General features: G+C 43.6%; 23 protein-coding genes. 20 read left to right on the forward strand and 3 right to left on the reverse strand.

Annotated elements, in window-relative coordinates; translation table 11 throughout:
• The first annotated feature begins 52 nt into the window (after nucleotides 1-52).
• Nucleotides 53-2,653, forward strand: coding sequence for an ATP-dependent chaperone ClpB (gene clpB, locus QNH36_RS07170; RefSeq protein ID WP_283905003.1), 2,601 nt, complete (start codon nucleotides 53-55; stop codon nucleotides 2,651-2,653).
• 46 nt (nucleotides 2,654-2,699) lie between these two features.
• Here clpB and QNH36_RS07175 read toward each other — a convergent pair whose 3' ends face one another.
• Entirely contained in the window at nucleotides 2,700-2,888 is a 189-nt protein-coding gene (locus QNH36_RS07175; protein WP_144474539.1) for a YjzD family protein, read from the reverse strand.
• A 291-nt stretch (nucleotides 2,889-3,179) separates the two neighbouring features.
• On the opposite strand from QNH36_RS07175, the gene QNH36_RS07180 reads away from it, so the two are divergent.
• The 4 genes from QNH36_RS07180 to QNH36_RS07195 all read left to right on the forward strand — a co-directional run bounded on the left by QNH36_RS07180 (nucleotide 3,180) and on the right by QNH36_RS07195 (nucleotide 6,127).
• Nucleotides 3,180-3,923 carry a lipase family protein gene (locus QNH36_RS07180; RefSeq protein WP_313959695.1) on the forward strand — a complete coding sequence of 248 codons (744 nt, stop codon included), beginning with the start codon at nucleotides 3,180-3,182 and terminating at the stop codon, nucleotides 3,921-3,923.
• Nucleotides 3,924-3,990: 67 nt separating this feature from the next.
• A complete protein-coding gene (locus tag QNH36_RS07185; protein ID WP_144474540.1) occupies nucleotides 3,991-4,818 on the forward strand; it encodes an NAD-dependent epimerase/dehydratase family protein in 828 nt (275 codons plus the stop codon).
• Nucleotides 4,819-4,962: 144 nt separating this feature from the next.
• Entirely contained in the window at nucleotides 4,963-5,913 is a 951-nt protein-coding gene (locus tag QNH36_RS07190; protein ID WP_144474541.1) for a BMP family ABC transporter substrate-binding protein, read from the forward strand.
• Between the two features lie 25 nt (nucleotides 5,914-5,938).
• Nucleotides 5,939-6,127 carry a ComZ family protein gene (locus QNH36_RS07195; RefSeq protein WP_144474542.1) on the forward strand — a complete coding sequence of 63 codons (189 nt, stop codon included), beginning with the start codon at nucleotides 5,939-5,941 and terminating at the stop codon, nucleotides 6,125-6,127.
• Nucleotides 6,128-6,152: 25 nt separating this feature from the next.
• Here QNH36_RS07195 and QNH36_RS07200 read toward each other — a convergent pair whose 3' ends face one another.
• Nucleotides 6,153-6,464: a hypothetical protein gene (locus tag QNH36_RS07200; RefSeq protein WP_144474543.1), complete on the reverse strand. Its 312-nt coding sequence runs from the start codon at nucleotides 6,462-6,464 to the stop codon at nucleotides 6,153-6,155.
• Between the two features lie 260 nt (nucleotides 6,465-6,724).
• Here QNH36_RS07200 and QNH36_RS07205 point away from each other — a divergent pair, with 260 nt between their 5' ends.
• The 13 genes from QNH36_RS07205 to opp4C (QNH36_RS07265) all read left to right on the forward strand — a co-directional run bounded on the left by QNH36_RS07205 (nucleotide 6,725) and on the right by opp4C (QNH36_RS07265) (nucleotide 22,284).
• Nucleotides 6,725-7,657, forward strand: a complete 933-nt coding sequence (locus tag QNH36_RS07205) for a beta-ketoacyl-ACP synthase III (protein ID WP_144474544.1) — start codon at nucleotides 6,725-6,727, stop codon at nucleotides 7,655-7,657.
• A gap of 53 nt (nucleotides 7,658-7,710) precedes the next feature.
• On the forward strand, nucleotides 7,711-8,952 hold the full coding sequence (gene fabF / locus QNH36_RS07210) for a beta-ketoacyl-ACP synthase II (protein WP_283905383.1): 1,242 nt from the start codon (nucleotides 7,711-7,713) through the stop codon (nucleotides 8,950-8,952).
• 347 nt (nucleotides 8,953-9,299) lie between these two features.
• Nucleotides 9,300-10,283 carry an ABC transporter ATP-binding protein gene (locus QNH36_RS07215; protein ID WP_283905004.1) on the forward strand — a complete coding sequence of 328 codons (984 nt, stop codon included), beginning with the start codon at nucleotides 9,300-9,302 and terminating at the stop codon, nucleotides 10,281-10,283.
• Nucleotides 10,280-11,302 carry an ABC transporter ATP-binding protein gene (locus QNH36_RS07220; RefSeq protein ID WP_283905005.1) on the forward strand — a complete coding sequence of 341 codons (1,023 nt, stop codon included), beginning with the start codon at nucleotides 10,280-10,282 and terminating at the stop codon, nucleotides 11,300-11,302. The genes QNH36_RS07215 and QNH36_RS07220 overlap by 4 nt, the downstream gene beginning before the upstream one ends.
• An 84-nt stretch (nucleotides 11,303-11,386) precedes the next feature.
• On the forward strand, nucleotides 11,387-13,036 hold the full coding sequence (locus QNH36_RS07225; RefSeq protein ID WP_144474547.1) for a peptide-binding protein: 1,650 nt from the start codon (nucleotides 11,387-11,389) through the stop codon (nucleotides 13,034-13,036).
• 545 nt (nucleotides 13,037-13,581) lie between these two features.
• A complete protein-coding gene (locus QNH36_RS07230) occupies nucleotides 13,582-14,532 on the forward strand; it encodes an ABC transporter permease (protein WP_144474548.1) in 951 nt (316 codons plus the stop codon).
• A gap of 57 nt (nucleotides 14,533-14,589) precedes the next feature.
• Nucleotides 14,590-15,459, forward strand: a complete 870-nt coding sequence (gene opp4C, locus QNH36_RS07235) for an oligopeptide ABC transporter permease (protein ID WP_144474980.1) — start codon at nucleotides 14,590-14,592, stop codon at nucleotides 15,457-15,459.
• A 193-nt stretch (nucleotides 15,460-15,652) separates the two neighbouring features.
• Nucleotides 15,653-16,411 carry a DUF2268 domain-containing putative Zn-dependent protease gene (locus tag QNH36_RS07240; RefSeq protein WP_251544117.1) on the forward strand — a complete coding sequence of 253 codons (759 nt, stop codon included), beginning with the start codon at nucleotides 15,653-15,655 and terminating at the stop codon, nucleotides 16,409-16,411.
• Between the two features lie 178 nt (nucleotides 16,412-16,589).
• Entirely contained in the window at nucleotides 16,590-17,612 is a 1,023-nt protein-coding gene (locus QNH36_RS07245) for an ABC transporter ATP-binding protein (protein WP_251544115.1), read from the forward strand.
• Nucleotides 17,612-18,598 (forward strand): ABC transporter ATP-binding protein, encoded by a 987-nt coding sequence (locus QNH36_RS07250; RefSeq protein WP_251544114.1) that lies wholly within the window; start codon nucleotides 17,612-17,614, stop codon nucleotides 18,596-18,598. The genes QNH36_RS07245 and QNH36_RS07250 overlap by 1 nt, the downstream gene beginning before the upstream one ends.
• A 44-nt stretch (nucleotides 18,599-18,642) precedes the next feature.
• Nucleotides 18,643-20,361, forward strand: a complete 1,719-nt coding sequence (gene opp4A / locus QNH36_RS07255) for an oligopeptide ABC transporter substrate-binding protein (protein ID WP_144474552.1) — start codon at nucleotides 18,643-18,645, stop codon at nucleotides 20,359-20,361.
• A 37-nt stretch (nucleotides 20,362-20,398) separates the two neighbouring features.
• Entirely contained in the window at nucleotides 20,399-21,364 is a 966-nt protein-coding gene (opp4B, locus tag QNH36_RS07260; RefSeq protein ID WP_144474553.1) for an oligopeptide ABC transporter permease, read from the forward strand.
• An 11-nt stretch (nucleotides 21,365-21,375) separates the two neighbouring features.
• Nucleotides 21,376-22,284 (forward strand): oligopeptide ABC transporter permease, encoded by a 909-nt coding sequence (gene opp4C, locus QNH36_RS07265; protein WP_144474554.1) that lies wholly within the window; start codon nucleotides 21,376-21,378, stop codon nucleotides 22,282-22,284.
• 36 nt (nucleotides 22,285-22,320) lie between these two features.
• Here the strand turns inward: opp4C (QNH36_RS07265) and QNH36_RS07270 are convergent, their stop codons facing one another.
• Complete coding sequence (locus QNH36_RS07270) at nucleotides 22,321-23,298, reverse strand: nuclease-related domain-containing protein (RefSeq protein WP_283905006.1); 978 nt, start codon at nucleotides 23,296-23,298, stop codon at nucleotides 22,321-22,323.
• Between the two features lie 304 nt (nucleotides 23,299-23,602).
• Between QNH36_RS07270 and QNH36_RS07275 the strand changes: the two genes are divergently transcribed.
• Complete coding sequence (locus QNH36_RS07275) at nucleotides 23,603-23,845, forward strand: YuzI family membrane protein (RefSeq protein ID WP_260983500.1); 243 nt, start codon at nucleotides 23,603-23,605, stop codon at nucleotides 23,843-23,845.
• An 81-nt stretch (nucleotides 23,846-23,926) separates the two neighbouring features.
• A complete protein-coding gene (locus QNH36_RS07280) occupies nucleotides 23,927-24,673 on the forward strand; it encodes a YjbA family protein (RefSeq protein WP_144474555.1) in 747 nt (248 codons plus the stop codon).
• Nucleotides 24,674-24,737 lie beyond the last annotated feature (64 nt).

Genomic DNA, 24,737 nt, shown 5'->3' on the forward strand with positions numbered 1-24,737 from the left:
AAATTTTATTATAATGAAATAAAGGTCAAAAAAGGTCAAAGGAGTGATTGGGTTGGATTTAAATAGAATGACGGAAAGCTTACAGCAGGCATTTGTATCAGCCCAGACCCTGGCTGTTCAACATAATCACCAGGAAGTGGACGATACCCATCTGTTGCTCTCCATACTTGGACAAGACGGTAACCTGGCCGCTACCCTATTGACGGGCTTAGGAATGAATCTGGAAAATTATAAAGAAGTCTTAAATAATTCCCTTGCAAAAAAACCACAAGTTTCAGGAAGCGGCGTCGAACAGGGGAAATTATATATTACCTCGACACTGCAAAAGGTTTTGGCACAAGGCGAAAAGGAAATGAAACAGTTTGAGGACGAATATCTGTCGGTAGAACATGTTATCCTGGCAGCACTCGAAACTGCAGGTTCCGAGGCTGGATCTGCCTTGAGGAATTCAGGCATAACGAGGGCAAAACTGCTGGCAAGAATCAAAGAGGTTAGGGGGAATCAGAGAGTGACTTCACAAAACCCAGAGGCGACTTACGAAGTTTTAAAAAAATATGGACGTGACCTAGTTGAGGAAGTCCGCTCAGGTAAGGTTGACCCGGTAATCGGCCGGGATGGTGAAATACGCAATGTAATCCGGATCTTATCCAGAAAAACGAAAAACAATCCAGTCCTGATAGGGGAACCTGGGGTCGGCAAGACAGCTATAGTGGAAGGTTTAGCACAAAGGATCGTGCGTAAAGATGTTCCAGAGGGCTTGAAGGATAAGACGGTATTCGCACTTGATATGAGTGCGCTGATTGCTGGTGCGAAGTTCCGCGGCGAATTCGAAGAGAGATTGAAAGCCGTTTTGAATGAAGTGAAAAAAAGTGAAGGGAAAATCCTGCTGTTCATCGATGAACTCCATACCATCGTAGGGGCTGGGAAGACAGAAGGTGCAATGGATGCAGGCAATATGCTGAAGCCTATGCTTGCCCGCGGGGAACTACACTGCATCGGCGCGACAACTCTCGATGAGCATCGTAAATACATTGAAAAAGACCCCGCATTGGAACGCAGATTCCAGCAGGTACTGGTACAAGAACCGGACGTCGAGGATACAGTTTCAATTTTACGGGGATTGAAAGAAAGGTTCGAAATCCACCATGGAGTGAATATCCATGACCGTGCCCTCGTTGCCGCTGCCACCTTATCCGATCGGTATATCACGGACAGATTCCTGCCTGATAAGGCGATTGACCTTGTTGATGAGGCGTGTGCACTGATCCGTACTGAAATTGATTCAATGCCCTCCGAACTTGATGAGGTAACCAGAAGGGTCATGCAGCTGGAAATCGAAGAAGCTGCATTGACAAAGGAAAAAGATGATGCCAGCCGGGAACGCCTTGAAATTCTTCGTAAGGAACTCGCGAATTTGCGGGAAAAAGCGAATGGAATGAAGGCAAGATGGCAGCAGGAAAAAGAGGGAATCCAAAAGGTTCAGGAAAAACGTGAAATGTTGGAAAAACTGCGCCGTGAACTGGAAAAAGCAGAAAATGATTATGATTTGAACAAGGCGGCTGAATTAAGGCATGGCCGTATTCCTTCTCTCGAAAAAGAACTGAAAAAGTTTGAATTAGAAGTTAGCAAAAATGAAGATGACAGGCTTCTTCGTGAGGAAGTAACCGAAGAAGAAATTGCCGGTATCGTTTCACGCTGGACGGGCATCCCTGTCATGAAACTGGTTGAGGGGGAACGGGAGAAGCTTCTCAAGCTTGAAAGCATCCTGCATGAACGAGTTGTAGGTCAGGATGAAGCGGTATCTCTCGTTGCCGATGCAGTCCTGCGGGCAAGAGCAGGAATCAAGGATCCAAACAGGCCGATTGGTTCATTTATTTTCCTTGGCCCTACAGGGGTTGGTAAAACGGAGTTGGCGAAGACGCTGGCACAATCCTTGTTCGACAGTGAAGAGCATATCATCCGAATCGATATGTCCGAGTATATGGAAAAACATGCTGTTTCAAGGTTGATCGGAGCTCCACCAGGATATGTCGGGTATGAAGAGGGAGGGCAGTTGACAGAGGCTGTCAGAAGGAATCCATATTCTGTCATCCTTCTCGATGAAGTGGAGAAGGCGCATCCAGAAGTATTCAATATCCTCCTGCAAATGCTGGATGATGGCAGGGTAACCGATTCGCAGGGAAGAACAGTCGACTTTAAGAACACGGTAATCATCATGACATCCAATATCGGTTCACACCATCTGCTTGAGCGGCAGGACGGTGCCGAAGAAATCTCTTCTAAAACAAGGGATCTGGTCATGTCCCAGCTGCGCAGCCATTTTCGTCCTGAATTCCTGAATCGTGTCGATGAAATCATTTTGTTCAAGCCGCTTGCATTGAAAGAAATCAAAATGATCGTCGGAAAGTTGGTTTCAACTCTGCAGGGAAGACTGGCAGATCAGCAAATCCAGCTTGATATCACGGATGAAGCCAAAGAGTTTTTAGCAGAACATGGTTTCGATCCTGTCTATGGTGCCAGACCGTTGAAGCGATTCATCCAGAGAAGCGTGGAAACCAAACTTGCAAAAGAAATTATCGCTGGCAGGATAAAAGAGAAAAGTAAGGTGGAAATTGGAATTGAAAATGGGGATATTGAGTTGCGAGTTGAATAACAAAGAAAAAAGTCATCCAGCTGGATGACTTTTTTATGTACTTTAATTAATGACCGTGCTTCTCTTCGGAACCGCCAGGAAGGACTGCAGGAATCACGAGGATGATTATGGTTGCCAAAACAGCCAGGATCGTGCTTTGAGCCAGGTCCAATCCAACGCCAATCATTGCGCCGGCTACATAATTCAGCATTAGAACAAGAAGGAATGTCCAGAATAAAGTCCAGAAATATTTCACGATTTTCACCTCTTACATTATTAAATCTTTTATCATCTTACCACAAGCCATCTAAATTATAAATAATATTTAAATAAAATGAAAAGCGTTTTCATGTAATCAATCGATTTTCCCGTCTGTAGGAATTATTATAGAGATGTAGATAAAATTTCAGGCCATTTGATATGTTTGGCAAATCAAAAAGTCATTTATGAAGATTCTAAGGTTTAATGAGAAAAATGGGCAAACTCCCGTTCATTTCCTGATAAATAACATACAGTAATATGAATAATCTATAGGGAAGGGGTTGGTATGGTGGAGAGCCGGAACTTTAAACTGGATACCGAATGGAACGTGATACATTATCCTGAAAGACCAAATGGTTTCGGTATCCTGGCAATTGGAGACGAAAGACATTTTGTAAATGGAAAAAGCAGTTTTTGGACACAGAATGAAGGTAAACGTTCAATGCTGAACATTTGGAAAAATGAAGGATATACTGTTTTTTATTCAAATTTATACGGCAGGCATTGGGGAAGTGAGAAGGCTGTCGACCTGGCGAAAAGATTGTGCACTCATATTGTCCGTAATGAAATTTTGAACCCATACTTCCATATCGTTGCTGAAGGGATGGGGGCACTCGTCGCATTGAAACTATTAGCCGACAGCGATAATAAAATCAGATCACTGGTTCTGATCAATCCAATCCTCTCATTAACTGCCCATCTGGAACAGGAAAAAGAGAACAAGTTTTTTTATAAAAAGCTTATAGGAGAACTGGAAACGGCGTACGAAACCGGTATCAAGAATCTTCATCAGCGACTTCATGATGAGGATGCAGGTTCCGAAAGCTTCAATAAAGAAACACCGGTAAAAATCATTCATGTTTTGTCTGGGAACAGAGCATATAAACAATCGAATGTCATTAAGCATTTATCAGTTGAATGGGAAAAAGACAGTTTGCCGATTACCATAAGTTACGTGCTGCCCGAAAAAAAACTGCAGATAGGATTCCAAATCGTCCAATTTCTGTCCAAACATGAGCAGGTCCTATAACTCCTTGCAAATATTTTCAATATTAGATTCATAGGATACAAGAGAGTAATTGCAAGGAGGAATTTACATGGAAAGGGCAACTATTGTTGGGGTATACGATTTTATAGGCTATAGTCTTTGTCGGCATTTGCTCGATATGGGCATTGAAGTGGCGGGAATCCATCCTATCGGTGAAAAAGAGAACGATTATACAGAAGAGAAATGTTTGGAAATTGGCAGGAATGCAAACTTCTCAGAAATCAGTTCATTAGAGTGGCAGACGGATGAAGCTTTTGATTACTTATTTGTTACTCTGTTTGAAGTATTCCTCCAACAGGAGCGCACAGCAGATTATCTGGAGACAATTTTACCTAAACTTGAGTCACGGCAATATAATAACCAGCGGACAGTTTTGCTCCTTCCTGCATATTTGGCGCATGAAAATGTGAAGCTGAATAAGACTGATTTAGGATTGGACCTGTTTATCAACAGTGTAAAGTCTTCAGTCCTGATAATCTATCTGCCGACTATTTTTGGGCCATGGCAGCCTGAGAAGTGTTTTTTCCAGAAAGCGATGAATCATGCCTCAAATCAAAGAGGAGAAATCCTCGAAATCGATCCTTGGGAGTGGACAGAGGATTGTTTGTATATTGATGATGCTGTTAACTTGATTAGGAAAATGGCTGAATCCGGCGAACAAGGGCAGTTTATACTGTCAAGCGGACAACCTGACAGATGGGAAGAGTGTGCCAGGGAACTGCTTGGACAGGACCCAGCAGTTCCTGATAGCCGGTTTGCAAAATCAAAGGTAAAAGGGGCCGTCAAGGTCAAAAAAGTGAAAAAAAACGAAGAAGTCAGCAAAGGGTTGAGGAAACAAAGGGAGCAATATTACCGGATACACGACAGCAGAGTCTGAAGGGATTTTCCATAAATCACTTTTCAAACGATACTCCACAGAGTAAAATGGTAAAAGATTCTTTTACTCGGTTCCATTTTAATAAAGCGAACACTGCTGGATCATATAGTATAAGAACAGTGGCGCATAAAGGAGATGCATCGGATGCTGAAACGTTTCGGGCTGATATTGTTAAGCCTTCTTTTGCTTGGAGGATGCGGACAACCTATTGCATCCGGGAAGGTAGAGAAAGTCGGCCTGCTGGTGCCTGAAACTATTGATGATCAGGTGTGGGGGACAAAGGGATATCGCGGTCTTCTGCAAATCCAGACCCGTCTGGGTGTTGATGTTTTTTTCAAGGAAGGTATGGATTCCCAAGAAGCTGTAGAGGAAGCTGTCAAGGAGTTCGACCGTAAAGGTGTGAACCTGATCTATGGCCATGGCAATGAGTACGCTGCCTTTTTCAATAAGATATCTGAAGAATATCCAGATATCCATTTCATCAGTTTTAATGGAGATGCCCGAAAGAAGAACACGACAAGTCTGAACTTTGAGGGATATGCTATGGGATTCTTTGGAGGTATGGTCGCGAGCCATATGTCTGAAACTGGCAAGGTCGGTATCATTGCAGCTTATGAATGGCAGCCTGAAGTCGAAGGATTTTATGATGGGGCCATTTTTGAAAATAAGAATATGAAGGTCAACATCCGTTATGTTGGCCACTGGGATGACCAAAAGAAAGCGCTGGAAGTTCTTGACGAAGTTTTGGACGAGGGAGCGGATGTTATTTATCCTGCCGGAGATGGGTATAATGTTCCCGTTATCGAAAAAGTGAAGGACAGCGGCTTTTATGTGATTGGCTATATTTCTGACCAGTCCGATTTCGGCGAGTCGACGGTTCTGACGAGTACTGTCCAGCATGTTGACGACTTGTATGAATTAACGGCTGAGAAGTACAATAACGGCAATCTTGAATCTGGCAATTTATCATTCGACTTTCAAGACGGTGTGATTACCCTTGGCAAATTCAGCCCTGATGTCGATTCAGAGTACCGCAAAAAGTTAAATACTTATATCAATACTTATAAAAACACTGGCAAATTACCTAATCAATGATTTGACACTATAGGAGGCAAAGAACATGCAAAATAATGACAAAACAATGGAATTCATGCAAATCGCCATGAAGTACCTGCCAGAAGCCCAGCAAAAACTGCAAGAAGCAGGCATCGAGCTGACAATGGACAATCTGCAGCCATTTTTCACCCTGTTCACAAAAGTAATGAACGAAGCATATGAACTGGGGAAAGCAGACGCTGCACAGGAATAGATAAAAATAAAAGCTGAGGCATGCCTCAGCTTTTATTTTTATCAATGATCTGGTTAAAAAAAGGCTTTACTTTGCCCAAAAGGGGCTTTAGTTCCCTGGCTGATGTGATCAATGTATCAACATGGTACATCACTTCATCTAAATCAATTTGATCAAGGTACTTGCTTAAAGGGGAAGAAGGCTCTGCTGGTTGGTCATTGCTTTCGGCTATGTTCCTCTGACCTCCAAACATGATGTGGTCGAAATGATCGAATTCCTGTCCTTTCTCATCGCCGACTTCTTCTTCACTTCTCCTGAGCTTGAAACCAAACAGGTCTCTAGCTCTTTCATCCTCCATTTTCATTCCCACCTTTCTCTATCTCTTTTTACATCAATATAGTGCAAACTGGCGGCTGGCACTTGCAGTTTTCAGACGTAATGTCCTCACTGTCAGTCTATGAAGAATCTGGTCATATGGACTGGGTCAATAGTGGAATTCTTATTTTTCAGTTGCAGCAGGGGAGGATTATCTGCTAAAATTAGTACCAAGTCATAATAATTGATAACAATAAATTGTGCTAAATAGACAGAATCCAAAAGATAAAGGAGATGGATCCCATGAATGCAGGGATAATTGGGGTTGGGCGGTACTTGCCTGAAAATATAGTAACGAACCTTGATCTGGAAAAGAAAATGGACACTTCGGATGAGTGGATCCGCACAAGGACGGGGATTGAAGAAAGAAGAATTGCAAATGATGATATGGATACATCACATTTAGCCTATCGTGCTGCAGCAGAAGCCATCAAAAATGCTGGTATTTCTGCTGAAGAACTAGACTTGATCCTGGTAGCTACAGTTACGCCGGATCAGCCTTTCCCAACGGTGTCATGCATGCTCCAGGAACAGCTTGGTGCGAAAAAGGCTGCAGCAATGGACTTGAGTGCCGCATGCGCCGGATTCATGTATGGGATGGTAACCGGAAAGCAGTTTATCGAAGCAGGTACGTATAAGTACGTGTTAATAGTTGGTGTGGAGAAACTATCCAAGATCACTGACTGGAATGATCGGAATACAGCTGTACTTTTTGGTGATGGTGCCGGTGCTGTAGTGATGGGGCCAGTGTCAGACGGTAAAGGAGTACTTTCGTTTGAATTGGGTTCTGACGGAACCGGCGGAAAGTATCTGTATCAGGACGACTATATTGTGATGAACGGCCGGGAAGTTTTCAAGTTTGCGGTAAGGCAAATGGGTGAGAGCAGCATCAATGTACTTGAAAAAGCCGGCCTTTCAAAAGAAGATGTAGATTTCCTGATTCCCCACCAGGCAAATATCAGGATCATGGAGTCTGCACGCCAGCGTCTTGAGCTTCCTATTGAAAAAATGTCAAAAACAGTCCATAAGTACGGAAATACATCTGCCGCTTCAATCCCGATTTCGCTTTTTGAAGAACTAGAAGCTGGAAAAATCAAGGATGGCGATGTAGTCGTAATGGTAGGCTTTGGCGGGGGATTGACCTGGGGCGCGATTGCCATGCGATGGGGTAGATAATTAAAATAACTTCAATCAAAATAAGAGATCAGATAAAGGAGATGCAATAAATGATGGAGAAACGCAGAGTCGTAGTTACTGGAATCGGGGCTGTCACGCCCCTCGGCAATGATGCAGAAACTACCTGGAAAAATATTGTGGAAGGTGTATCGGGAATCGGCCCGGTCACAAGGCTAAATGCCGATGATTTTCCGGCAAAGGTCGCAGCAGAAGTAAAAGAATTCAATGTTGAAAACTTTATAGACCGGAAAGATGCCAGGAAAATGGATCGCTTCACACATTATGCTGTTGCCGCATCCCTGATGGCTGTAAAAGATGCCGAGCTGGAAATTACCGATGAGAATGCGCCGCGAGTTGGTGTATGGATCGGATCGGGAATCGGCGGGATGGAGACATTCGAGCAGCAACATGAAACATTCATGAATAGAGGGTACCGCAGGGTCAGCCCCTTCTTCGTGCCAATGATGATTCCTGACATGGCAACAGGACAGGTATCGATCACTCTTGGTGCAAGAGGCTTTAACTCATGTACAGTGACAGCGTGTGCGACGGGGACAAACTCAATCGGTGATGCTTTTAAGGTCATCCAGCGCGGTGATGCTGATGTTATGGTAACAGGCGGGGCAGAAGCACCAATAACAAAAATGTCTTTTGCAGGATTCTGTGCAAATACTGCCTTATCGACCAATCATGACCCAGAGAAAGCAAGCAGACCATTCGATAAAAACCGTGATGGCTTCGTGATGGGTGAAGGCGCTGGAATTGTCGTTCTTGAGGAATTAGAACACGCATTGGCCCGCGGAGCAAAAATCTATGCCGAAATCGTCGGCTATGGCGCAACTGGAGACGCACACCATATCACCGCACCCGCTCCAGAAGGTGAAGGCGGGGCAAGAGCGATGAAAATGGCCCTTGATGATGCAGGGCTTGCACCAGAAGAAGTTGGTTATATCAATGCACATGGAACAAGCACCGAGTATAACGATAAATATGAAACAATGGCGATCAAGACAGTCTTTGGCGAACAGGCATACAAGCTGGCAGTCAGTTCAACAAAATCGATGACAGGCCACTTGCTTGGAGCAGCAGGAGGAATTGAGGCAATCTTCACCGTACTTGCATTGAAAGAAGGAATTTTGCCTCCAACAATCAATCTTGAAAATCCAGATCCTGAATGTGATCTTGATTATGTTCCAAACGAAGCACGCAGCCAGCAAGTAAACGCAGCAATCAGCAATTCGCTCGGTTTTGGCGGCCATAATGCGACAATTGCTTTCAGAAAATACGAAGCTTAATGATATCGGTAAAAGTCCTTCGTAATAGAAGCAGGAACCCTTTCGGCAGGGTTTCTGCTTTTTTTGTCGATAAATCCTTTCCGTACCTCCTATGCCCATGAGAATTCCATTTAGGGGCTAATTACACTCTTATAAAACTTCTTCCCCTCATACTAGAATTTGCCTCAATACTCTTTAGTTTCATGAAGAAAGCAGCATTGCTATCAAAAGATCCTTTCAAAAAAAGTAATGAAAGTGTAATAAAAGTACCATGTTCCTAATAATTAATAATTATCAGAATGTTTTATTCAGGCCGATAGTGTCTTCTTTTACTATTAATTTCTTGGGATGGGCGGTGTGCAAGAAACGTGACAGCCTTATTGGAGCTAAAGAACCTAAAAACCTATTTTAAAAGAAAAAAGACAGTGATTCCTGCTGTGGACGGAGTGGACCTTGTCATCAATAAAGGGGAAACTGTCGCTTTGGTGGGAGAATCGGGATCCGGCAAAAGCATTACATCTCTATCAATCATGCGATTGATTCCTAGCCCGCCCGGGGAAATTGTGGACGGGCAGATCCATTTTGATGGGCGGGACCTTGTGATGGCCACAGAGGACGAAATGTGCAAAATCCGAGGCAATGACATTTCGATGATTTTTCAGGAACCGATGACTTCACTGAATCCTGTGCTTACCATCGGTGAACAAATAACAGAAGTCCTGACATACCATCAGGGATTGAATCAGGCAATGGCGAAGCAAAAAGCCATCGAGATGCTGGAACTCGTTGGATTTTCACGGGCGAAGGAAATTATCAATGATTATCCCCACCGGCTTTCGGGAGGAATGCGCCAGCGGGTGATGATTGCGATGGCCATGAGCTGCAACCCAAAGCTTTTGATTGCGGATGAGCCAACTACAGCTTTGGACGTGACAATCCAGGCGCAGATCCTGGATCTGATGAAGGATTTGAGCACAAAATTCGATACCTCGATCCTGATCATTACCCATGATCTTGGAGTGGTTTCCGAAGTCGCAGACCGGGTTGTCGTCATGTACGCGGGCCAGGTTGTGGAGCAAGCAATCGTGGAGGACCTGTTTGAAAATCCACTGCATCCATACACTGAGGGCCTGATGGGTTCCATCCCGTCGGTAGACGAGGACCACGCCCGGCTTGTGTCAATAGAAGGAAATGTACCTTCACCCGAGAATCTGCCAAAAGGCTGCCGTTTTGCTCCTCGATGCCCACGTGCCTTTGACCGCTGTTTCAGTGAAATGCCAAGTCTTGTGAGGAAATATAGCACACGGTCTGTAAGGTGCTTTTTACATGAAAGCAAGGAGGTGGAGAAATGATTGCAGCCAAGGAATCACTGGAAAACAAATCAAAACAAGATAGCTCCGAAACCTTGCTTGAATTACAAGATTTGAAAAAGCACTTTCCTATTAAAGCAGGACTATTGCAAAAGACAGTTGGTCATATAAAAGCGGTTGACGGAATAAATTTGAAGGTGAATAAAGGAGAGACTCTTGGAATTGTAGGAGAATCAGGCTGTGGCAAATCTACTGTCGGCAGGACGATTATACGGCTCTATGAACCTACCAATGGAAAAATCATTTTCAACGGCAAGGATATCTCCCATCTTTCGGAGAGTGACCTGAGAAGGGATGTACGCAAAAATATACAAATGATCTTCCAGGATCCATTCGCTTCGCTTAATCCGAGAAAAACATTGAGATCAATCATCAGGGAGCCTCTTGATACCCATCAATTGTATAAGAGCAAAGAGAGGGACATTCATGTTGAGAGCTTATTGGAAAAGGTAGGACTAAATGCTTCGTTTATCAATCGTTATCCCCATGAATTTTCCGGGGGGCAGCGCCAGAGAATTGGAATAGCCCGAACACTGGCATTGAACCCGGAATTGATTATAGCCGATGAAGCTGTTTCTGCCCTGGATGTTTCCATTCAAGCACAAATCATTAATCTGATGGAAGACCTTCAGGAGGAATTTGGGCTTACTTATATTTTTATCTCCCATGACCTAAGTGTTGTCAGACATATTAGTGACAGGGTTGGTGTCATGTATCTAGGAAAAATGATGGAACTCGCTGCAAAAAAAGACCTGTATTCAGAACCGCTGCATCCATATACACAGGCACTCTTGTCAGCTGTTCCGGTTCCTAGAAAGAAAGGTGTCATGAAGCGAGAGCGCATCATCTTGAAAGGCGAGCTTCCGAGTCCATCGAATCCGCCCAAAGGGTGTGTATTCCATACAAGGTGTCCAGCTGCATTTGACCTTTGCAGACAAGTGGATCCTGAATTCAAAGAAGTCAGGAACAACCATTTTGTTGCCTGCCATCTATATACATAGGGCAGCTGCAGAAACTGAAGGGGGGAGATAGGTATACCTTTCTGCTTATCTAGAAAATCAGTAAAAATTTAAGGGGGAAATGATGTGAAATTAAGAAAAGCTTCATGGTTATTAATCAGTCTTACCCTGATCCTGTCGATTTTCCTGACTGCATGTACAGGAAATTCAGCTGAGGATCCTAAAGAAACTCCTGGAGATGATGGCAAGAAAGAAGAGGAAGCTTCAGGACCGCAGCAGGGCGGGGATTTGATCATTGGTTCCACTGGTGCGCCTACCGTTTTCAACCCACTTTATTCAACTGATACATCCAGTTCGGACATTGAAGGTTTCATTTATGACAGCCTGGTGTCATCGGATACTGAATTCAATCCGACTATGAGCATGGCAGAGTCGATCGATATCTCTGACGATGGCCTGACCTTTACAGCGAAATTGAAAAAGGGCATCAAATGGCACGACGGAGAAGAGTTCACTGCTGATGATGTAGTGTTCACGTTCAGCATCCCGAAAAACCCGGATTATAACGGCGAGCGCGGATCAGCTTTCGAATCAATGGAATCTGTCAAAAAAATTGATGATTATACGGTCGAGTTCAAACTGAGCAAGAAAGATGCTTCTTTCTATCCGGTTTCACTGAGCTACTATATCCTGCCAGAACACATCCTGAAAGATGTACCGGTTGCCGAACTTGGTGAGCATGAATTCAATACGAAAAGTCCAATTGGTACTGGTCCATTCAAATTCGTTGAATGGAAAGACGGAGAGTATGTAAAGGTTGAAGCCTTCGATGACTACTTCAAAGGCCGTCCATACCTTGATACGCTCACCTATAAAATCGTTCCTGATATGGATGCCATGATCGCGCAAATCCAGGCTGGAGATATTCATTTTGCAGCTGGTGTTCCTGGAACTGATATTGAAACAGTCAAGTCATTCCCTGGTGTGAAGGTTGAGTCAGGCCTTGCTCTTTCCTACACATATCTGGGATACAACCAGAAGAATGATCTGTTCAAAGATAAAAAAGTCCGACAGGCAATTACACACGCAATCGACAGGGAAGCAATCGTAAATTCTGTCATGAACGGTGACGGTAAAGTCGCTGATGTTCCAGAGAGCCCACTTTCATTTGCATACAATGACGATGTTCCGAAATTTGGATATGACGTCGAGAAAGCAAAATCATTACTAGCCGAAGCTGGCTGGAAGGACACAGATGGTGATGGAATCCTCGATAAGGACGGCAAGAAATTCTCTTTCACGGTAAAAACAAACCAGGGTAACAAAGTAAGGGAAGATATTGTCGTGGTTCTACAAGAGCAGCTGAAGGAAGTCGGAATCGAAGCCAAGCCGGAAATTGTTGAATGGAGCGCATTCATCGAGCAAATTTCTGCGCCAAACTGGAATTACGACGCACTTGTACTTGGATGGAGTCTGTCAACATTCCCGGATCAGTATGATATTTTCCACTCTAGCCAGATGAAAGAAGGCTTGAACTTCGTCTGGTACTCAAACCCTGAGGCAGATAAGCTGATGGAAGAAGCGAAGCAAATCCTTGACCAGGATGAGTACAAAGCAGCGTATGCCGAAATTTATAAGATGCTGGCAGAAGACCAGCCATACACATTCCTGTACTATCCAAATGTACACAGGGTCATGCCTGCGAATCTGGAAGGCTATGTATTCCACGCGAAGGATGATTTTTATGAAATCTCCAAGTGGTGGCTGAAAAAATAGGATCAGGATGGGGGGGAAGGGAGTGTCCCTTCCCTTTCAGATTTTAAGTGCCGCCAGTTACCGAGGCGTTTTCTTCCGCCCAATGAAGTCAAAGAACGACTTCAGTGGTCAGCCTTCCGTGGCACACGATGTGCTAGAACCGCCAGTCACAGGACGTGGCGTTTTTAGGCGGGCAGCGCTTGTCGGGGCAGACCAAGGTGCTTGCGCTTTTCATTGTCCAGCTCCAGCGCCTTGCCCCTCGAGTCGCTTCGGTCCGCCCAATGAAGTCAAAGAACGACTTCAGTGGTCGGCCCTCCGTGGCACACGAGGTGCTAGACCCGCCAGCCACAGGACGTGGCGTTTTTAGGCGGGCAGCGCTTGTCGGGGCAGACCAAGGCGCTTGCGCTTTTCATTGTCCAGCTCCAGCGCCTTGCCCCTCGAGACGCTTCGGTCCTGGCAATGAAGTCAAAGAGCGACTTCACTGCCAGGCCCTCCAGCGCTTGTCGGGGCAGATCAAGGCGCTTGCACTTTTCTTATAATCTCTTAATTTTTAAAGGAGAATTGCCATGCTATCTTATATCATTCGCCGAATACTGATGGCCATTCCTTTGCTGCTGGGCATTACGATTGTCTCTTTTGCCATCATGAAGCTGGCCCCCGGGGATCCTGCCAGCTTGATGATGGATCCGACCATCAGCCCTGAGGACAAGGCCAGGTTCATGGAAAGATACGGTCTTAATGACCCTATTCATATCCAGTATTTGAAATGGCTGGGAGCCATGCTTCAAGGTGACTTTGGTACTTCACTGATCCGCAAAGGTGTTCCTGTCATAGAAATGATCATGAACAGGATGCCGAATACCATTTTATTAATGGTCGTTTCGACATTGCTGGCATTGTTGATTTCAATTCCATTTGGAGTCATATCGGCAACCAGACCGTATTCAAAGCTCGACTATTCAGTGACCATTACATCATTCCTCGGCGTCGCAACACCAAACTTTTTCCTCGGCTTGATCCTGATCATGGTTTTTGCCGTCCAGAATAATTGGTTCCCGACAGGAGGGGTCGCAACCCTGAATGCTCCTTTCAGTCTATGGGACAGGATCCACCACTTAATCATGCCAGCATTTGTTTTAGCCGCTGCCGATATGGCAGGGCTGACACGTTATACCAGGTCTAGCATGATGGAAGTGATCAAGCAGGATTATATGAGGACTGCGAGAGCAAAGGGCTTCAAGGAAAACAAAGTCATCTACAAACACGGGCTTCGAAATGGCCTGATCCCAGTCATCACCATTTTTGGGCTGATGATTCCTTCCTTCATTGGGGGAGCTGTCATTGTTGAAAAAATCTTTACCTGGCCAGGGATTGGCTTGTTATTCGTGGATTCTGCATTCCAGCGGGATTACCCGGTGATTATGGGGCTCACCGTCATCTCGGCAGTGTTTGTCGTCATTGGGAATTTGATCGCCGATATCCTGTACGCAATTTTTGATCCAAGGATCGAGTATTAAGGGGAGGTAAACATGGCAAATACAAATCTAGCTGGAAATAAATCTGGCAGTCTGGAAATGCACGGTGTCAACACCTCGCATGATACAATGCTTGGGATCATTGTCAGGAAGTTCATGAAAAACAAGCTAGCCATTTTCGGCGGCATTTTCCTGATCGCCATCATAACTGCTGCACTGTTAGCGCCAGTGATCGCCCCGTTTTCACCTTCCAAACAAAACCTGCTGCTAAAACTGCAGGCGCCGAACAGTGAGCACTGGCTTGGGACAGACAGGTTTGGCAGGGATGTTTTTTCAAGACTATTATTTGGAGCCAGGATCTCTTTATTGGTCGGTTTCGCCTCAGTGCTTGGATCGATTACAATCGGAACCTTCCTTGGAGCAGTAGCAGGCTATGTAGGCGGGATTGTTGATGCGATGATCATGAGATTCGTCGATATCATCCTTTCGATTCCATCCATATTCTTATTGATTACATTGGTCACGATCTTCAAGCCGGGAGTAGATAAGCTGATTCTGATCTTCGCGCTATTAGGGTGGACAACTACCGCTCGATTGGTAAGAGGTGAATTCCTTTCGTTAAGGTCGAGAGAGTTTGTACTTGCATCCAAAACAATTGGAACAAAAACGCCTTCAATCATTTTCTCCCATATCCTGCCGAATGCCATGGGACCAATCATCGTCTCGGCCACATTGTCAGTAGGTTATGTTATCCTGGCCGAATCGGGATTGAGCTATTTGGGCCTGGGCATTCAGCCGCCGCATGCAAGCTGGGGGAATATGCTCCAGGACGCACAGAACTTCACAATCCTCTTAAAATCATGGTGGTACCCGCTTGCACCGGGATTAATGATTCTTCTCACTGTCATTTGCTTCAACTTTGTCGGGGATGGACTGAGGGATGCGTTAGATCCGAAGATTAATGAATAGTTTAAGAAAATAAGTACAACTACAATTATTTGCAAGTGTTAGCAGAGCCAGGATTACCCTGGTTTTTTTGTTGGGAAAATTTTCACACCGAAATAGACGAATTCTAGAACAGCTGGCTGTGGTCTTCATAGTATAGCTGTAAAGTTGATTTCTTCGGAGGGAGTAAGATGGGGTAGTCAGGACGGATGAATGGTTGGAAACAGATTTCAACAGGCCTCAGGTTATATGTGAACAACTGCTTGCTTTTTTTGAAGGTGATGCTGATGCGAAAAAAGTATACAGTTATTTAAAGAACTTTGGCATGTACAAGCCGGAGCGAAGGAGCAAAAAGATTTTTGAGGAACTAAAATCAGAAAAATTCTGGTCAGCAACTGAAAAGATTTTTCGTAAATACCAACGGAAATGGAAAGGTCCAGATATTCCGATTTTCATTTTTCCCATGGATGTCTCCAATTCAAGGCTGATGAAAGAAGGCAAAGGGAAGTCTGGCTTGTCTTTTATTGATAAAATGTTTATTTTCCTGACTCCGTTGGAAGACGAAAAAGAACTTGAAGCATTATTTGTTCATGAATATCATCACGTATGCAGGATGCGGGCACAAAAGAAAAGTCCTGCTGATTATACCCTGCTTGATTCAATCATTTTGGAAGGGCTGGCAGAGCATGCGGTCGCCACTTATTGCGGTGAGGAATATACAGGCGATTGGAGCAGGCGATATTCGACAAAAACATTAGCGGGATTTTGGGACGAAGAGATTAAAAAAAAGCTGTCACTTACCCGAAATGACCGTGAACATGATCAAATTTTATTCGGGTTGGGGAGCAAACCAAGGCTCCTCGGTTATGCCATGGGCTATGAAATTGTAAAACAATATAAGCAACTCGGAAATTTTACTGAAAAAGCATCCTTCTATTCTCCTGCAAATGAATTTACAAAGTTGCTAAAATTTTAACATTTAATTTAACTATAAAAAACCCTATTACTTTAGGGTTTTTTATTAATTTTGAAAAGTAATAAATTTCCCAATTGAAAAATAAGTATTGCAAATGTAATAAAACTGTAATAACATTTTATTAAAATATATCGAATATGCAGAATATTTTATTATTTAAATGTGAGAAGGTGTCCTAATGAGCAACTATTCAATACATAACGAAGCACCTTTGCTAGAGGTCAAGAACCTTGAAACAGCATTTAATATTGATGGTGAGTATTATAACGCTGTAGATAAGGTAAGTTTTGCTGTCAAACCAAGACAGATTGTCGGGGTTGTTGGCGAATCAGGGTGCGGGAAATCGGTAATGAGTCTTTCGGTCATGCAGCTTCTTCCAAAAGGAGTTGGCAAAATCCGCGGCGGCGAAATTGTGTTTGAAGGCGTTCATCTTGAAAAGATGTCAGAAAAAGAAATGAATAAAATCCGCGGCCGTGATATTTCGATGATCTTCCAGGAACCAATGACTTCGATGAATCCAGTTTTCACGATAGGATTCCAGCTGCAGGAAGTCCTGTTCAACCATACAAAAATTTCGAAAGCAGAAGCAAGGCAGAAGAGTGTAGCATTATTGAAGAGCGTCGGCATTTCACGCCCGGAAAAGATTGTTGATGAGTATCCGCATCAATTGTCCGGCGGTATGAGACAAAGGGTCATGATCGCCATGGCGATTGCCAACCAGCCTAAGCTTTTGATTGCGGACGAGCCTACTACGGCATTGGATGTAACTGTCCAGGCGCAGATTCTTGACTTGCTCAAAAGCATCCAGGAAGTAAATGATATGTCCGTTATTATGATCACACACGATCTTGGCGTCGTCGCAGAAATGTGTGATGAGGTTATCGTTATGTATGCGGGCAGGATCGTTGAACGTGCAGATGTTGACACACTGTTCTATAACCCTAAGCATCCATACACTGAACTGATGATGGGCGCTATTCCAAAAATGGATGAGGATAAAGAAGAATTAAGCTCAATCAAGGGAATTGTCCCATCACTTAAGAATATGCCTGCAACCGGTTGCCGTTTTGCAAACCGCTGTCCAAAAGCAATGCCAGAGTGTACAAGCATCACTCCACAGCTTGGAGAGGTTGAACAAGGTCATGAAGTGGCGTGCATTCTATATGAAGCAAGTATGCCAAAAGAAGGAGTCAAGGCATAATGAGCAATACAACTATAGTAGAAAAAGAGAATTTGCTGGAAATTAAGAATCTTAAAACCTACTATCCTGTAAAAGGCGGTTTCTTCAGACGTACAATCGGCAACGTCAAGGCAGTCGATAATGTATCATTCGAAATCAAGAAGGGTGAAACACTTGGACTCGTTGGAGAATCAGGCTGCGGCAAATCAACAACAGGAAGGACAATCATCCGCCTGTTGAATGCTACAGAAGGAGAAATCCTTTTTGAAGGAAAGGATATCACCAAACTGAGAGGCAAAACTCTCCAGGCAATCCGCCAGGACATCCAAATGGTTTTCCAAGATCCATATGCTTCGCTGAATCCGATGCAAATGGTGGGCGACATCGTTTCCGAACCAATCAGGAACTTCAAGAATGTCAGCATGAAGGACTTGAAGGATGAGGTAATGGATTTATTGAACAAAGTAGGTCTTCCTGAAGATGCTTATTATAAATACGCCCACGAATTTTCCGGCGGACAAAGACAAAGGATCGGCATTGCCAGAGCGCTTGCGTTAAGACCGAAACTCATCATTGCGGATGAGCCGGTATCAGCCCTGGACGTTTCTGTACAATCCCAGGTTCTCAATCTTTTGAAAGAACTTCAGAAGGAATTTGATCTTACTTTCTTATTTATCGCTCATGACCTTAGTGTCGTTAAACATATGAGTGACCGGATCGGCGTAATGTATCTCGGCAATATGGTTGAAATTGCTGACCGCAACAGCATGTATGCTGAGCCGCTCCACCCATATACACAGGCTTTGATCTCAGCCATTCCAATGCCAGACCCGCGTAGGAAAAAAGAAAGGATCGTCCTTGAGGGGGATGTGCCAAGTCCACTGAACCCGCCCACAGGATGTCCATTCCATCCGCGCTGCCCGGCTGCGATGGCAGAGTGTTCCCAAGTGAAGCCAGCTTTAAAGGAGGTGAAGCCAGGACACCGAGTTGCTTGCCACCTTTACTAGGGCATAATTTTTACAAAAAATAAAAGAAAAACGGGGGGAAAACCATGAAGAAACCATTGCTTTGGCTAGCTATGCTAGTACTGGTTTTATCAACATTCCTTGCTGCGTGCAGCGGAGGAGAAAAAGAAAAGACAACTGCTGATCCGAAAGACGGAGAAAAAGGCACTGCTGAAGAAGGAAAGCCACAGGATGGCGGTACATTGACTTACGCTCTAAGCTCTGAGTTCAAAGGCCTTTTGAACTGGAACTTCTATGATGCTGACGGAGACGATGACATCATCGCATTCTTCGATGATCCATTGATCGACTATGATGAAAACCTTAAGGCTGAGCCAAACATTGCCAGCTGGAAAACTGATGACAATAAAGTTTTCACATTCACATTTGAAAAAGGCGTAAAATGGCATAATGGCGAAGAACTAACAGTTAATGACTGGGTATTCGCTCTTGAAACGATCGCTAAACTTGGTGGAGAACACCAGCGCTGGTCTAACGTTAACACAATCGAAGGTGCTAAGGAATACAACGAAGGCAAGGCTGACAAAATCTCAGGTCTTGAAGTAGTTGATGACTATACTTTGAAAATCACGTTTGACAAAGCTCGTGTAAACAACCTTGAAAATGTTTGGGCTTACCCGCTTTCTCGCAAGGAATTCGAAGGAATCGATCCTAAGGATATGGCTGCTTCTGAGCAGGTCCGCACTAAGCCTGTCGGAACAGGTGCTTACAAAGTGACAAAGGTTATCCCTGGTGAATCAGTAGAGCTTACTCGTAATGAAGACTACTGGAAAGGCAAGCCGCATATCGAAAAAATCATTGTTAAAGTTATCGATACTTCACTTACAACTGGTGAACTTAAGAATGGAACACTTGACATGACTCCATTCCACCCAACCGTTCTTCCAGAAATTGAAGCACTTGACAATGTTGAAGTAGTAAAATATCCTGGCTTATCTTACTACTATATTGGTTTCAAACTTGGTAAATACGATGGCAAGAAAAACGTAATGGACAAGGATAAGTACGCAAGCAAAGAATTGCGTCAGGCTATGCTGTTTGCAATTGACCGCCAAGCGTGGACAGATGCATTCTTCAGCGGATTAGGCAAGCCGCTTAACCGTCCAATCCCATCTTCTCACTGGATTGCAGCACCTAACGAAGATATGCCGATCCAATACGAATATGATCCAGAAAAAGCGAAAGAAATCCTTGATAAAGCTGGTTATGTTGATAAGGACGGAGACGGCTTCCGTGAAGATCCAAAGGGCGAGAAGTTCACTGTTAAGTTCTCTCACTACGCAACTGGCAACCCAACTTTCGAAGCACGTGCTAAAGCTATGACTCAGTACTGGGAAGAAGTTGGCTTGAAATCTGAGCTTCAAATGACAGATGTTAACCTTTACTACGATCAACTTGAAAAAGATGACCCAGCTCTAGAAGTATTCTACGGCGGATGGGGAACTGGCGCTGATCCGGATCCACTGCCACTTTGGGGCATTGAATCTGTATGGAACTATCCTCGCTGGGTAAATGACGACGCTCAAAAGCTTCTTGAAGATGCTGTTGACCTAGAAGTTGTAGGAACTGACACTGAAAAGCGTAAGCAGCTATATGCTGACTGGCAGAAGATTTTCAACGAAGAAGTACCAGCACTTCCAATCCTTGAACTAGAAGAAGTTATGGCTGTTTCTAAGCGTGTTCAAGGCGTTAAGTTCGACGTTTCTGGTTCTAACTCACCTCATGAATGGTGGATCAAGCAATAAATATTGAGCACCACCTATTCAGTTAAGGAGAATGCATATGCTTAAGTACAGTTTACGACGCATACTCGGAATGATTCCTATGCTTTTCCTTATCTCCATCGTAGTGTTTTCCCTGGCGAAACTTATGCCAGGGGACTCACTCAGTGGGGAGATCGATCCGAACAACACGGATCCGGCATACATAGAAGAGATGCGCGAGAAGCTGGGTTACAATGACCCAATCCACATTCAGTATTTCACATGGATTTCAAACTTCATGCAGGGTGATTTCGGGAAATCGACCCGCTATAAAATCCCGGCGAGTGAAATCATTGGTGAACGTTTGCCTAACACTATTTTTCTAGGTTTCTCCAGTATTCTAATCACTTATATTCTAGCGTTTATCATGGGTATTTATGCCGGCAGAAAGCCGTATACAATCGGCGACAACGTCATAGGCACCGCAAACTATATAGGGTTGGCACTGCCTTCATTCGTTGCGGGTGTGTTCGCAATCTATTTCTTTTCATTCAACTTAGGCTGGTTCCCTTCGAATGGATCGGTTGATATATCCACGACAGAAGGAACAGCTGCATATTGGTTAAGCAGACTACACCATGTATTTTTACCAGCACTAGTTTTAGGTCTATTGAGTACTGCAAGCTATACGCAATTCCTGCGTAATGACATTATAGAAAACAGCCGTAAGGACTTTGTAAGAACGGCAAGAGCCAAAGGAACACCTGAAAAGAAAATCTACAATCAGCACATCTTACGTAACTCAATCATCCCGCTGATTACCTTCCTTGGATTTGATATCGTAGCACTCGTTGGCGGTGCAATCATCACCGAGACGATCTTCACTTATCCTGGAATAGGTCAATTATTCTTGAACTCTGTCAGTCAAAGAGACTATCCAGTCCTCATGACATTGACTATGATGTTCTCATTCTTGACTTTGTTTGGAAACCTGGTTGCAGACATACTATATGGAATTGTTGATCCAAGGATCAGGCTGGATTAAGGAGGATGGCTATGGAAGTTTCTACAGCAAAAAATACACAGATAAACCTGAAGCCGGAAAAAGGCTTGTCTCCTTGGGCCATTGCTCGCAAGAAGTTCATTAAGAACAAGCTTGCGATGACAAGTCTGATCTTTTTGATCATCGTTACCGTTGTCTCTTTCCTGGCTCCATACATCACTACGATCGATATCACTAAAATCAATATCAGTCAAATGTCGCTTAAGCCATCCGCAGAGCACTGGCTGGGAACGGATAAAAATGGCCGGGACGTTTTCACGAGATTATTGTATGGCGGAAGGGTATCCCTTCTAGTCGGAATAAGCTGTACATTATTCGTTATCATCTTTGGAACAATTGTAGGTTCGATCGCTGGATATTTCGGCGGAATCGTGGACAGCATGCTGATGCGTTTTACAGACTTTGTCCTGAACTTCCCGTTCCTGGTATTCGTTATCGTATTGGCTACAATTTTCTATGGTAAAATCAATGGTCTTGTTATCCTGATCATGGTTATCAGCTTGCTGAGCTGGGGCGGGGTAGCACGTATTGTCCGAAGCAAGATTTTGGCTGAAAAAGAGAATGAATACATTCTTGCTGCGATTTCCATCGGATGTTCACCATTTAAAGTCATAACAAAGCATCTGCTTCCAAACGTCCTTTCTACTATCATCGTGCAAGCAACAATCTTGTTTGCTTCCATGATTGTCGCAGAAACAGGACTAAGCTTCCTCGGATTTGGTGTTCCATCTGAAATCCCAAGCTGGGGCAACATGCTTGCATTCGCAAATGAACCAGACGTATTACAAGGAAAGCCGTGGATTTGGATCCCGCCAGCCCTTGCCATCACACTGACGATTTTGTCCATCAACTTCGTAGGTGAAGGCCTGAAGGACGCATTGAATCCAAGATCACGCCGTTAAAAAATCTACCATACACAGGTAGATTTTTTATTTTGGCTATTTTTCGATCAGAGAGGTGAGGTCATAGACCCTCCCCTTTTTAGAGCCTGAGCAGGGCAGGTTGAGTGAAATCAAAAAAGACGAGGCGGATTTACTTTTTGATTTTGGCAACAATAAAAAATCAGAAAATTGGCTGAGTGTAATGGTGCTGCCATAGAGGAAGTAATAATCACTTAATGCAGGAATGTGGGCTGTTTTAGAAGAAGTTTGGCAAAGAGGGCAATACCAGCTGCCATAGACTTTATCCATAGGAATGGCATGGCATTGGGGGCATTGGACCCCATTTTTCACATCATTGGGGTGGATTGAATATGTATCTAATATATTTGGTTTATGGGGAACATGATTTTTCACCAGTTGTTTTGCTATTTTTTTGATCTCTTTTATAGAGGTAAGATCCTTTGGGTAACTTTTTTCTAAATCGCTAATCCTCGATATTAGGTGGGCAGCATGCACAACTCGAAAGTTACTGTAGGAGTTAGTTCCTTTGGATTTTATAATGGTTGAAGGCCTTGAAATGGCAACAAGATATTCGAGGTTTAATGCTGGCAGTTTATGTTCATCAAGCCACTGTGATAATAATCTGATATGTCTTTGTACCTGGGTGAAGGGATCACGGATTCCTTCTTCTTTTTCGTTAAAGATCCGTATGCACTGATTGAATTCATGGTCAAAAATAATTGTTCCGGCAATATTCTTGGAATCAATTATAAAGGAGACTTTGGGGGAAATCAGGAGGGAGTCGATTTGAAAGAAGTGGGCTCCTTGCTGTAACCTGAGGTCATTGATGATTAGGTAGTTATTAGCAAGACACGATAAATGGTAATCAAGTTCTTTTTCACCTCTTATTCCCGCCAGTTTCTTTCTGTATTCCTCTTCAATTACGGGCAGCTTAGAGTGATTTACATTGAGCCGGCGCATTAAAGCCTCCTCAGCTTTCAATTTATAAGGTATGTCTCTGTCTTTATAAAACAAATTCATCACTCCTTTTCTTATTTTATAGGAGATAATTCTCCAAAATGCTGTTAACTCCTATTGTTTATTGTGATGATTTTTTGACAAAGAAGGGATAATCCTGAAAATCTTGATATATTCCTGAGTTTGACCCGGATATTCCTTAGAATCTGATTTTATTCCTTAGAATTAGTCAGATATTCCTTAAAACCTTAATATATTCCTAAATCCCAAATATGAAGTAACATAAAGTACTTCGTAACCAACTTCCTTCATATATATGATAAAAATGGACAGGCAGGGGTGAGTAGGTTGCATGATCTGAATGTCAATTGTGAAAAGAGCCAATTTGATGATTTTTAGGTTGTTTGTTTTGACGATTGGTTTTGGTTTGGCTGTTTCGGGGGGGATCAGCACAATCGCATATTTGAATATGATTACTGCTGGTCACGGAGTAGATGAATATTTAGCGTTTATATCGCGGAGGGTGGAGTGTTACCTTCTTCCTGCAGGAATTAGCATCATTTGGTTAAGTATATACTGGCCGCATAATCATGAGGAAAATTGATCTTCCTTTTAAGGAATAATTTTACTTAGTGCTGCCCATACTGATGGACAAACAGTTTCTTGAAGTGAGGGGTTATAAATCATGTTGTATCTTCATGATGTCTGGGTAAACTGGTTCGAAGGGGAAGAGAACGGCTATAATGTCTGCCACTTTCATGAGTGGCGCAAGGACGATGGAGTAGAGCTCCTTGACCAGGTGCCGCTGCTGAAAATTGACCATCTGTTATTTAATTACATTGAGAACGATTTATCAGAGTTGCCTCAACAGCTTCTGGATGACATTTACCGCAAGGCATACTTGAGGAAGAACCATGAACGTACGCAGCTTGATTATTGTTTCGTTGTTTCTGATGGAACAGGAATTCTTGCTGTGGACACCATCGGTTACAATATCCCGATTCGCAAAAGCCGCCTGATTCCGAGACAGGAACAGCTAGTTTATGAAATGATTGAAAATCAGGATACGATTCAGTATGGGTTCAATGACCAAACTGCTCTGAAGGATTTCCATATCTTATCGCCATCACCAGATTTAATGAGGGGATTGACCCGGAAGGAAAGACAATTGAAGCAGTTGTTGTTCATGGCGATGGACCAGTTGAACTCTTCAAAAAATGTAGCTGAAGTGCGCTACTGGTTCACTGAATGGAAACCTGAACAATATGAAGTGATTCAACAGCTTTCCTTTGAAGATGTTTGGGAAAGACTATATGATGAGACAAAATTCGGCTGGTCAGGAAAGCATGAGAAGTTCTGTGAAAATATCATAAAAGGCCAGGCATTCTTCGAAAAATTATGGGAGATGGAGCACGGTCCGAAAGTGAATTAGGAGCTGATGTACTCAGCTCTTTTTGTTTTTTACATATAAGACGGTTGAATTGAAAAGGAGCTGG

Source organism: Mesobacillus sp. AQ2 (assembly GCF_030122805.1).
GTDB classification, from domain to species: Bacteria; Bacillota; Bacilli; order Bacillales; family Cytobacillaceae; genus Mesobacillus; species Mesobacillus oceanisediminis_A.